12 protein-coding genes and 1 pseudogene are annotated in these 11,880 nt (G+C 36.9%); 6 read left to right on the top strand and 7 right to left on the bottom strand.

The features are described 5' to 3' along the window. Positions 1-57: 57 nt before the first annotated feature. From IPL24_02010 to IPL24_01985, 6 genes are read left to right on the top strand one after another with little or no spacing between them, the layout of a single operon-like run. Positions 58-1,335 carry a T9SS type A sorting domain-containing protein gene (locus tag IPL24_02010; protein ID MBK8362479.1) on the top strand — a complete coding sequence of 426 codons (1,278 nt, stop codon included), beginning with the start codon at positions 58-60 and terminating at the stop codon, positions 1,333-1,335. A gap of 5 nt (positions 1,336-1,340) precedes the next feature. After that, the gene (locus tag IPL24_02005; protein MBK8362478.1) at positions 1,341-1,817 is read left to right on the top strand and encodes a hypothetical protein; all 477 of its coding nucleotides are present in this window, start codon (positions 1,341-1,343) and stop codon (positions 1,815-1,817) included. Positions 1,818-1,855: 38 nt separating this feature from the next. Next, positions 1,856-2,305, top strand: coding sequence for a hypothetical protein (locus tag IPL24_02000; protein MBK8362477.1), 450 nt, complete (start codon positions 1,856-1,858; stop codon positions 2,303-2,305). Between the two features lie 30 nt (positions 2,306-2,335). Beyond that, positions 2,336-2,860 (top strand): GNAT family N-acetyltransferase, encoded by a 525-nt coding sequence (locus IPL24_01995; protein MBK8362476.1) that lies wholly within the window; start codon positions 2,336-2,338, stop codon positions 2,858-2,860. Next, positions 2,841-4,277, top strand: a complete 1,437-nt coding sequence (locus tag IPL24_01990) for a hypothetical protein (GenBank protein MBK8362475.1) — start codon at positions 2,841-2,843, stop codon at positions 4,275-4,277. Before IPL24_01995 ends, IPL24_01990 begins: the two co-directional genes overlap by 20 nt. 4 nt (positions 4,278-4,281) lie before the next feature. Further along, positions 4,282-4,986, top strand: coding sequence for a DUF1003 domain-containing protein (locus tag IPL24_01985; GenBank protein ID MBK8362474.1), 705 nt, complete (start codon positions 4,282-4,284; stop codon positions 4,984-4,986). Positions 4,987-4,992: 6 nt separating this feature from the next. Here IPL24_01985 and IPL24_01980 read toward each other — a convergent pair whose 3' ends face one another. From IPL24_01980 to IPL24_01950, 7 genes and pseudogenes are all read right to left on the bottom strand, one after another. After that, entirely contained in the window at positions 4,993-5,502 is a 510-nt protein-coding gene (locus IPL24_01980) for a hypothetical protein (protein MBK8362473.1), read from the bottom strand. A gap of 28 nt (positions 5,503-5,530) precedes the next feature. Then, the gene (locus IPL24_01975) at positions 5,531-6,337 is read right to left on the bottom strand and encodes an inositol monophosphatase (protein MBK8362472.1); all 807 of its coding nucleotides are present in this window, start codon (positions 6,335-6,337) and stop codon (positions 5,531-5,533) included. Continuing rightward, entirely contained in the window at positions 6,338-7,492 is a 1,155-nt protein-coding gene (locus IPL24_01970) for a prolipoprotein diacylglyceryl transferase (protein ID MBK8362471.1), read from the bottom strand. It lies immediately after the preceding gene. 53 nt (positions 7,493-7,545) lie between these two features. Then, positions 7,546-8,897, bottom strand: a pseudogene (gene mtaB / locus IPL24_01965) (tRNA (N(6)-L-threonylcarbamoyladenosine(37)-C(2))-methylthiotransferase MtaB). A gap of 78 nt (positions 8,898-8,975) precedes the next feature. Beyond that, entirely contained in the window at positions 8,976-10,118 is a 1,143-nt protein-coding gene (locus tag IPL24_01960) for an endonuclease/exonuclease/phosphatase family protein (protein MBK8362470.1), read from the bottom strand. After that, entirely contained in the window at positions 10,115-11,002 is an 888-nt protein-coding gene (locus tag IPL24_01955) for a rhomboid family intramembrane serine protease (protein ID MBK8362469.1), read from the bottom strand. The genes IPL24_01960 and IPL24_01955 overlap by 4 nt, the downstream gene beginning before the upstream one ends. Beyond that, a complete protein-coding gene (locus IPL24_01950) occupies positions 10,966-11,877 on the bottom strand; it encodes a rhomboid family intramembrane serine protease (GenBank protein ID MBK8362468.1) in 912 nt (303 codons plus the stop codon). Before IPL24_01950 ends, IPL24_01955 begins: the two co-directional genes overlap by 37 nt. Positions 11,878-11,880 lie beyond the last annotated feature (3 nt).

Here is an 11,880-nt window from a genome sequence, read left to right as displayed (position 1 = left end):
TCTGTTTTTGTATCGGGAATTTTATATATTTGGCTTCCACATTAAAATCTCCCATTAATGAAATTTCCTAAGTTAGTGATAACATTGTTGTCACTATTATGCCTGAACCAAGGTGTGAATGCAACAACCTTCAGGGTGCTTTTTTTAGGAAACAGTTATACAGAAGTAAATGATCTGCCTCAGATAATTTCGAACATTGCATCATCAAACGGGGATTCACTTTCTTATTTGTCGTATACACCGGGTGGACATACATTGCAAAATCATTTTACAGATCCTATATCTATCTCATTGATCAATCAGGGAAGTTGGGATTTTGTTGTATTACAGGAACAGAGTCAGTTGCCATCTTTTCCATTGGGACAAGTTCAGATTTCTGTTTATCCCTATGCCCGACAACTTGATAGTCTGATAACATTGAATAATCCTTGTGCTGAAACGGTTTTCTATATGACATGGGGTAGAGAATTCGGAGATGCAAGCAATTGTTCATCGTGGCCGCCGGTATGTACATATGAAGGAATGGATAGTTTGCTTCGGCTTCGTTATCTCGAAATGGCATTCAATAATAATGCAATCGTGTCGCCGGTTGGAGCTTTATGGAATCACATTCGCATGAACTATCCTACTATAGAATTATATCAGATTGATGAAAGTCATCCATCAGTTGAAGGATCCTACGCTGCAGCATGTTGTTTTTATGCCAGCATTTTCAGAAAGGATCCGACAACAATAACATATGATTTTGGAATTCATCAACCAAAAGTCGATTGGATTCGTCAGGCAGCAAAAGATATTGTTTTTAATAATATGTCAGATTGGTTTATTGGAAATTATGATCCAAAGTCAAATTATAATTATATGAACCTTGGTGGAAATGCAGTTACATTTGAGAATGTCTCCTCTAATTCGGTTAGTTATCGGTGGGACTTTAATGATGGAAGTTACTCAACACTAAAAGATCCTATTCATTATTTTTCCGGTGTTGGATTGTACGATGTTGCATTAGTTTCTTACAATTGTTCTTATTCAGATACGAATGTTATGATTGTGAATGTTACAAATACTGATATACAACAATTATCTGATATAAATGGAATAGTTCTATATCCAAATCCTGCGACAGATTTTATAGAGATCAATGGAATACCTCAAGGGCATACAAATTGCACACTGCAAATAGTAAACTTATTGGGAGAAGTTGTTCTCAATTCAAAAATTGATACGACTTCCGATTTTAAAGTTGATGTACAGAATTTGCAGGATGGATTTTATTTTGTTAACATTACTTCCAGGGAAGGCTTCCTGAAATCAATACCATTTGTTTTGAAATAATTTTAATGAAATATCTACTATCAATTATCTTCTTTCTTGGAATGTTGTCTTGCGACACTAATAAAGCAAAACAGCAAAACGGACTGACTCAATTCAGCTGGCTGGAAGGAGAATGGATGGACAGTACTTCTGATGGGAAAATGATTGAGATCTGGAATCGGATCGATGATAGTTCTCTTGTTGGAAGCAGCATCTATATGGCCGGAATAGATACGATCTTTTACGAAGAAATATCATTAAGAATAAAAAACGGAAAGATCTTTTATATTCCCAGTATTCAGAATCAGAATGATGGAGAGCCTGTTTATTTTGCTTTTACAGGAGCTAAGAATGGAGAATTTACATTTGAAAACCAGGAACATGATTTTCCAAAAAAAATAGTATATACAAACCCGCATAAAGATTCTCTTGTCGCTTTTATCGAAGGTCCGACTGCGAACGGATACAAGAAAGATTTTTTCAAAATGCGTAGGGTAAAATAATAAGTAAAATTTAATTTGTTGGGTTTAAAGAAGAAGACGTGAGTATAAAAAACGAAATTTTAATTCATTGCAAGCAAGTCTTAACAGAGAAAGTACACTCTTTTAAAGATAAATTGAATGAACTGGTATCTGATGCAGAGAATGACTCTAAGAGTTCTGCCGGAGATAAGCATGAAACGGCAAGAGCTATGATGCAGATCGAACAGGAAAAGCTGATCACTCAATTTAATGAAGCCGACAGACAACTTGAAATTCTGGCATCGATCAATCCGGATGAAGAAGTAAAGTCAGTGCGTACAGGTGCATTGGTTGAAACAAATAAAGGAATGTTATTTCTATCGATCCCTCTGGGAAAGATCACGATCAAAAATTCCGATATAATGGTAATATCAGCTATTGCACCTCTTGCAAAAGCAATGATGAATGCGAAAAAAAAGGAGACTGTTTCTTTTAACGGAACTGATTATCTGATCAAGAATATCAGCTAAACATTCTTCCTGCTATCTGATTATTTGATAATGGAAACCATTCTTAAGACAGAAAAGTTCGAATTGCGGAGTTTCAGACCCGAAGATATCAATGATGTTTTTAAAGGTCTTTCTGATCCGCAGGTTATCCGTTACTATGGGATCAGTTACCAGTCACTTGAGGAAACAAAAGCCCAGATGGATTGGTTCATTGACCTTGAAAAGAACAGGACCGGACAATGGTGGGCAATTCGATTAAAGTCAGATAATAGTTTTGCAGGAGGAATTGGATTCAATCATTTTCAATCGCAGCATTACTGTGCAGAAATGGGATTCTGGCTGTTACCGCAATTCTGGGGACAAGGCATTTTGAATGAATTGATTCCATTAGTTTTTCAATATGCAGTCAGTAACTGGAATCTTCATAGAATGGAGGCAGTGGCAGAAACGGAAAATCTACAGTGCATAAAATTACTTGAAAAGACCGGATTTGTTTTTGAAGGCTGCAGGCGCGAATGCGAATATAAAAATGGTAAATTTATCGACTTGAATATTTATGCTAAGCTCGCCAAATAATCCTTTTCTTTCAGGAAAGCTCAGGTTTTTCCTTATACTTTTTATCGTTGCAGATCTTGGAATTTCTTTCAATCAATATTACAATTCACCAATTGATGGTGATGTGACTTCAATTGTTCTTCCGACAGCAAAATACAAAGCTGTATTGAAGGATCCATGTGGCATTGAAATGATCGCTTCCGATACAACCTACTCTGAACCAAATCGGTTTTTTGCGCTGGCATTGATCTACGAATATTTCAGAACTGTTCCTTTAATCTCACAATCATTTTTGTCTCCGATAAGTTCGGTATATTTTTCTGCAGCTTTCCTGAAAATATTTATACAAATACTGATCGTAGTGATGATAGGGTTATATTCATCAGGCAGGATTGGTTTCAAAAATGATTTATTTATAACCTCTATTGCTTTAGCAACTATTTTCTTTCAAGTAGGTGGATATAGTTCCACAATGGGAATAATTGATGCTACTGTTTCCTATACAGTTTACTATTCTCTTTCCGTTGGCTTGGTATTGATTCTGCTTTACCCTTTGATCATGAATTTTGGATTCAAAAGAGAAATAAAGCCGGGCGTGTTTAGTATTTTATTTTATTTCATGTTGGCTATTATTATTCCATTCATGGGAAATCAAGTCCCGCTTCTGATCATTTCAATATTTCTGACTGCATTAGCAGGTTCAATGATATTTAAAGTTGAACTTTCTAAGATAGTTGCTGTCATAAAAGCCGATAAAAAATATTTATCTGTGCTGATTCTCTTTATTTTCCTTTGCAGCTATTCATATTTCATGAGTTTGTATAATTCAGAAAGAAATCTTTCCGGATTGTCTTTCATTGAAAGAATCGCAAAGATTCCTGCCGGATTGAAAAACATCCTGTTCGGAAAACCGGGACTATGGATCTTAATGGTCTTAATAACTATAAATAGTATCATCCTGAAAAAAATAAGCCCTGCTTTCAATTTAAAATTTCTGAAGTGGTTTGGTTTATTCTGTGGTATGTATCTGTTAGTTTTACCATTAGACGGCTATTATGAATTTCGTCCTAATATCATCCGAAGAGATAATTTTATTCCCGTAATTTTAATATTAATTGTAATTTTTACCAGAACGACATTATCATTAATTGATGCTTTATCAAATTCACCTGCAAAGATCAGGTACATGGGATTTTACATATTTACAATTATGCTCATTTTTACACTCGCTGATCTGCCTTCATTGAGAATTGAAAACTGTCAAAGGGCTTCGCTTGAAATGCTTTCTATCAGTGATAAAAAGATAGTACATTTATCCGGTAAATGTAATCTAGCTTCATGGTATTCAGCAAAGGAAGTAAAAGATTCTGAGGTAAATGCGCAGGTTTTTTATTTATGGGGGATCACTGCAGAGCCCAAATATTATATTCAACATTAATCAAATGGAAAAGAAATTTATCAGCGACATTTCAAAGGCTTCATTTTCTCCTGAAGAAAAAGTGCAGGTTGCGACAATCAATTCAAGGATCTTTTCTTTAATTAAAACTGACCATCCGGAGATCACAGTGGATTCATGTATTTCAGTTTCAGAACTGAATGAGTATAGGGAAAAGTATATTTCAAATTATCTGCAAAGTGAAATCGGAGAATTATCGGAACTGGAAAATACTGTTATTGCATCAGTAAAAAACAGTGAGTTACTTGTACATTCCGTCGAAGAAACAGAAGTTAAATTGACTTCAGCACAGAAGTTAGCTGATTCAGTTGCAACTTTTGGCGGAAGCTGGAAATTCATTATTTCATTTGGTCTGTTTATACTTATCTGGATCACTATTAACGTAGCATGGTTCACGAATAAAGGCTATGACCCTTATCCATTTATTTTACTTAATCTCATTTTGTCGTGTATTGCAGCATTGCAGGCACCGGTAATTATGATGAGTCAAAATCGCCAGGAAGAAAAAGACCGTGAACGTGCAAAGAAAGATTATATGATCAATCTGAAATCAGAGCTGGAGATCCGGATGCTCCATGAAAAAATTGATCATTTGATTCTGCATCAACAGCAGGAATTAATAGAAATCCAAAAAGTTCAGATAGAGATGATGGGCGACATTATCAAAAAGATCAAAATGAATGAAAAATGATAAGAGCTAGATTGTTTTCCTGAATTTCGTTAAGGCTAAAGCTGCTTTCATTTCTTCAGGCTGTTTTGTTCCGATCAACAGACTTTGACCATTTACAAATACAACTTCAACAAGCCAGTTACCGGAAACCGTCATTGTTTTTTTGTTTCCAAAACCCCGCAAGCCCCAGCCGCCATATTCTTTCATTGGATTATACTCCCTTATAATGACATCCTGAAGCTGGCTCCATTCAAAACGCTTTGGAAAAAAGTGAAAAGGATAGAATCGCACAGAGATCGCATCTTCGTCAATTGTAGTTACTAATTGCATGCTGTAAAATAACAGATTGAAAATGGAAAGAAATGAAATTGCTGCAATAATTCCTTTATTGCTCATAGGTTTATTACCAAATGGCTGACCCATTACAACTTGTTGTATAAATGCGTAGACGAATAGAGCTGAAACAAGGAATAAAATTATCCGGAATAATTTCTGGCTGAAACGCTGACTTTCTTCGAATAGAATAGTTGGTTTCATCTTTGAAAAAATTTTGGTAATGACAAGTTCAATTTTTTTGAAACTCAGTACTGATAACATTGTACATTTCAGTATGAACTTTTTTATTTGCTGCGATCAATTCTCCGCCGAAAATAAAATTGCTGCCTCCGTTAAAATCTGTAACATGGCCGCCGGCTTCTTTGACAATGATTGCACCACCTGCAACATCCCAGGCATTCAGTCCATATTCATAGAACGCTTCAAACCTTCCGCAGGCTACATAAGCAAGATCTGCAGCAGCTGAACCTAAGCGACGTAATCCATGAGTATTCCGCATACACCAGTCGAAGACTTGCATATACGGAATCATTCTATCGTAATTGTGGTAAGGAAATCCTGTGGCGATCAAAGAATCAGAAAGTTTATTGATTGAAGAGACCGATATACTTTTGCCATTCATAAATGCACCTCCGGATTTCCATGCATAAAAGCATTCATCCAGATTTAACTCGTGAACAACACCCAGAATCAGTTCGTCATTTTCAAGTAAGGCGATTGAAATACAAAAACATGGAATCCCATGAATAAAATTAGTTGTACCATCTAACGGGTCAATGATCCAGTTGTACTTTTCACCTTTGGAATTATCTGTTGCTTCTTCCGTATAGAATCCGGCCTCAGGAAGAAGTGATTTTAATTTTAGTACAATTCGCTCTTCAGCAGTTTTGTCGACATAGGATACAAGATCGTTATGTCCTTTTTTCTCAATTTGACTCTGAGAAAATGTTTTTCTTTCTTCTAAAATAAAATGGCCGACTTCTTTAGTCAGAAGAGTTACATCGATACAAAGTTTTTGCAGTTCCTGTATTTCCATTCAGGCAAGTTGTTTTTTATCCCTGAAATAAAACAATCCCAGAACACCTACTAATGCTAATAACAAAGAGATCAACTGGGCCTGAGTAAAGCCAAGGTTTCCGATATGATATTGAGAGTTTACACGGATATGTTCAATTAAAAATCTTTCAATTCCATTGAACACCAAATACCAGGAGAATAATCGTCCGGGAGTACTGATCTTTTTACGCATTGCCCACAACAAAAAGAAGAGCGAAATACACATTATACTTTCATAAAGCGGAGTCGGGTAAACACCCTGAGCTAATTCATTGCAATGATTTCCAACACAACCTTCAATAGGAATACCTTCACCGACAACATTATTGGGATAGGTGTATGACCACATCCAGTCAGGGATCCATGAAAGTAAAGAAGGTTTAGGCGAAGTATTTACGATTCCCCAGTCGCCATCACCTGCAAGCTGGCAACCTAATCGACCTGTTCCATATGCAAGCATTAATCCGGGTGCTGTAGCATCGCACAGATGTAGTGGAGCTATATTATTCTTTTTACCATACCATAAAACGGTAGCGCCGCCAACGATCAAGCCGCCATACATTGTAAGTCCACTGCCGCTGAAAAACATTCCCGCCGGATCGGCCATGAAGTCATTCCAGTATTCAAGTAAATGAAAAACTTTTGCACCAAGTAAACCACCGACTGCAGCAGCCATAGTGATCTCAGCAACCATCTGATGCGGATAAACTTTTAGCTCAACTTCTTTGGGCTCTTTTAAAAGTTGTTTTTTGCTTTCGTAGTATTTCCATCCAATGGCAACAGCAGCCCAGATGATTCCTCCGGCTAAACTTCCTTTAAGAGATAATAATGCAGCTTGTGGATCAGTAAAGAATTCCTCGCTGTTAAAGATTGCATAAAAGATCTTCGAGCCAAGAATAAAACCAAAGACAGCATTCCAGAAATACTCATCCATTCCTGCAGGTTTTCCTACTGTCATCGTTCTGGTAACAGGATGGAGTAGACCCAGCGATTCTTTCCTTTTCAATTCCATAGCCATCGTCCATGCAGCCAGTAAAAATGAAGTGGCTACAAGCAATCCAAACATCGGTGGAAATGAGTAGGTGAAATGTGTTCCGAAAAGATCATTCAATAGATCAGTGAATCCTGCGTACATTTAGTTTATGTTAGATTGAATGATAAGTAAGTATATCGAATTTGATTTCAAAATTATTTGGCGTATTCAGGTATTCGTGTGTTTAATGCTTCTATAAACTCAGAGTTTACACTTGAACCACCGTCAAATGAAACCAATTTAACTTTTACAAGAGTATTGACCAAAGCCGGATCATAAGGAATTGCAATCCGGATATAATTGGATGTGAATCCGGAAATAAATCCATCTTTGTTTTCTTCTTCAATTAACACAGGAAATTCCCGGTCAATAAACTGAGAATAAAAATGATTTTTCTTTTTTTCTGAAAGGATCCGCAACATTTTATTTCTGCGTTTTCTTTCGTGCATGGGAACGACATCCTTCAATAATGCAGCATCCGTATTTTCTCTTTCTGAATAAGTAAATACGTGAAGATAGGAGATGTCCAGATCTGTCAGGAATTTATAGGTGTCCATAAAATCTGATTCAGTCTCTCCGGGAAATCCGACGATAACATCAACACCTATGCAGGCATCGGGCATAACAGATTTTATTTTGTTAATGCGTTCCACATACAGATTCCGTTTGTAACGACGTCGCATCAATCCTAAGATCTTATCAGAACCTGATTGTAATGGAATATGAAAGTGAGGAACAAATTTTTCCGACGTAGAAACGAAAGTAATAATTTCATCAGTCAGCAGATTCGGTTCAATGGATGAGATTCTGAATCGCTCGATACCATCAACTTTGTCAAGTTCTTTTACCAATGAGAAAAAATCAGTTTCACGATTTTTAGAATGAGTGTCGAAGATCCCATAATCCCCCAGATTAACACCGGTAAGTACGATCTCTTTTACATCTCTTTCAGCAATAGCTTTTACATTTTTAAGAACATTCGATACAGTATCACTTCGACTGTTTCCACGGGCAAGTGGAATGGTACAGTAGGAACATGAATAATCACAGCCATCCTGTACTTTAAGAAAAGCCCGGTTCTGTCACCGAATGAATAAGCAGATGTAAAAGTATTTGCATCACCGATCTCACAGGAATGAATTTCTGCGAGTTCCTTTTTCTTAAGGTTATTGAGATAAACGGGTAGATTGAATTTCTCTGTTGCTCCTAAAACAAGATCTACTCCGGGAATCGCCGAGATCTCTTCAGGTTTTAGCTGTGCATAACAACCGATAATAGCTATGAAAGCTTCAGGATTTGCCTGTTGCGCCCGTCTGACAATTGTCTTGCATTCCTTGTCGGCGTTTTCAGTTACTGAACAGGTATTGATCACAACAACGTCAGCCCCTGTTTCGAATTCCACCTTTCGGAAACCGGCCTCTTTCAATTGTCTGGCAATCGTAGAAGTCTCTGCAAAATTCAATTTGCAGCCTAAGGTGTGAAATGAAACTGTTGCACCGGAAATCATCGCGCGAAAATACGGAAAACTGCGTTCTCAGGCAATGTTATTCCCAACGATTTATAATTAAAAAAGGCAGTTTTGGTCTCAATTATCAATCTTTATCATGCAACTGACAGGATAGTGATCAGATAAGTTCTCATGTATCGTTCTAAAGCCTTTTGATTTAATTTTACTGTCATGAAAAATATAATCAATACGGAAAGATGGAAATGGTCCGCTATACGTTTTTCCTAATCCATGACCACTCAATTTATAAGCATCTTCCAGATCATCGGAAAGAATTTCATAAGAATAGGAAGAAGGGGTGTCATTAAAGTCACCACAAATCAGAACCGGATATGGACTTGCATCAATTGAATCATGCAATATTTCAACCTGAGTAGCTCTCTTTACAAACGCTTTTTTCAGTTGTCGTAAAATAGTAATACCGCCACTGAATTCATCTTGTTGAATATCGTCGTTATTCAGATTCTCTATGAACTTATAACTGTTCCATCCGAAATGAATACTTTCCAGATGCGTATTAAAAACCCGGATTGTATCTTTTCCAATCTTGATATCAGACATAATAAAAATATTTCCACCTTTCTTGGCAAAATGAACAGCCTGTTTTTTTACGATCGGATATTTGCTGAAAGTTGCAATACCCCAATGGTCAGTTTTCCGCAAAGTCACAGTATATTCGATATGTGAATATTTAGAATTAAGATAATGATGAACAGTATCTGCATTTCTGTAATCCGGTTTCTTTCTGTCAGTAGAATAAAATTCCTGAAAGCAAATAATACCCGGGGATTCTTCTTTTAAAAAATTAAAGATATTATGACGTGTTTCATTGTTATGAAACCAATTATAAAGATCAAAGAGTCGCACATTCCATGACATTACTTTTACATGGCCTTGTTCTGCCAAAGTTTTTTCATCAGCAGATTCCGGATTGAACTGAATGATACCGAAAATTTTTCCAATTCCAATCAATACAAAGATCAACGAAAACCACAATTTCCGGTTTCGTGTGAGAGCCCAATAGGCAACAAAGATCAGATTGATGACAAGCATGAACTCATATCCAAGTCCGAATAAAGCAAGCCACCAGATGGTTCTCGGACTAACATAAGCAGCCAGATAAGAGAAAGCGAGACCGATGAGGGCAAAAATATTTAATACCCATACGATCCGGGTAAATAAATTCGTCTTTTCAGATTTGGCCGGAGACGATGAAGTCATTTCTGATCTTCCTTACTCATTTGAAACAAAAAATCTTTTTCACTTTGGGAAAGACTACCATAACCGGATTTGTTGATCTTATCAAGGATCTCATCCATTTGTTCCTGCTTTGCTTTTTTATGTAAAGCAAAATCTTCGTCCGATTTTTTTCTGGTGTATGCTACGGACATTTTTCCGCGCTTACCTGAAAAACGGTCACTGAGAATTTCCATCCACTTGGTTAAATTAGTTCCATTACGAAGAGACCTGATATAGATAAAACCGAATAATGCTCCACCTAAGTGCGCAATATGTCCACCGGCATTGTCACCGGAAATGTTGATCACATCAAGTAACACCGACACAACAGCTATCCATTTCAAAGCTACATTCCCAATGAACATCAGTGAAACCGGATAATCGGGCAGGAGAGTAGCAGCAGCAACGGTAATTGCAAGAACACTTGCAGAGGCACCTAGTGCAAATGAAACGTTGACACTATTTGCAAAGATCGGAAAGGAATTAAACGCAATGACATAAGCTAAGGCTCCGAATAAACCACCCATGATATAGATTCCGAACAACTTTTTTGCTCCAAGATATTCAAGAATGATGGCTCCCATCCAATATAACCAAAGCATATTAAATAGCAGATGGAGGAAATCCCAGTGATAGAACATATAGGTAAAAACTGACCATGGTCTCAGCAACAGTTGTGATGTATTGGAAGGTATTGCTATCCATGAAGAAACATCATGAAAACTGAAAACAGGTACATTGAATAACGAAGTAACTGCAAAAGTAATTCTGATGATCAGAAATAGTCCCACATTAACCAGCAATAATCGTTGCAGGGCATTGCCGCTTTTTAAAGTAGAGTTGAGTTTATTACTGAGTGATGACATAGCGGGAATGGTTCAATTAAAATAATCTTTTGCCGTCTCCGATTATTATTTTTCCAGAACTGGATAATAATTAATCCGGTCACCAATCCACCTAAATGTGCAAAATGTGCTACATTGTCTCCGGGAACATTTGCAACCCCGGAAAACAATTCAATCAATCCATACAGAATTACGAAATACTTTGCTTTTAATGGAATTGCAAAATAGATATAAATGATACTGTTTGGATAAGTCATACCATAAGCAAGGAGTAATCCGAATACAGCTCCACTGGCTCCCACAACAACAGGAGCATTATAGATATCGGCTTTAAATTCCTTTACAAAATCAACACTGTATTTCATTGCTCCGGCAGGATCGGAATTCGCCATCTCATTGAATGTTGCAGAAAAGGAATTATAATGTTCCAGCATTTCCTGTGAAGAAAAATTCTTGAACGCATCTGAGCTGATGAGACTCTGTAATTTTTCTATAGATGGAGCATCAATGTAATCATTGATAAAGGCCATGGCAGGTTGCATCTGATAGTACACGATTGCATAATGCGCAACTGCTGCACCTAAACCTGTGAGGATATAATAAGTCAGAAATTTTTTGGGACCCCATACAGATTCAATTGCTGCCCCAAACATAAATACTGCAAACATGTTAAAAAGGATATGCATGAAACTACCGTGCATGAACATGTACGTAATAAACTGCCACACCTTGAATTTTTCCGATAGAAAATAATGTAATCCCAGTGCATCAGTAAGGTCGACGCCTCTGCTTTCCATAACTGTTGTAGCAAAGTACATCAGTACATTGATGATAAGGATATTTTTTACTACCTCAGGAATAGCAAATCCCTGTGGCCGGAAGTTTGGATAACTCATAGT

This window comes from Bacteroidota bacterium (assembly GCA_016711505.1).
Classification (GTDB): Bacteria; Bacteroidota; Bacteroidia; order AKYH767-A; family 2013-40CM-41-45; genus JADKIH01.
This window is presented reverse-complemented; position numbering and strand designations above follow the sequence as displayed.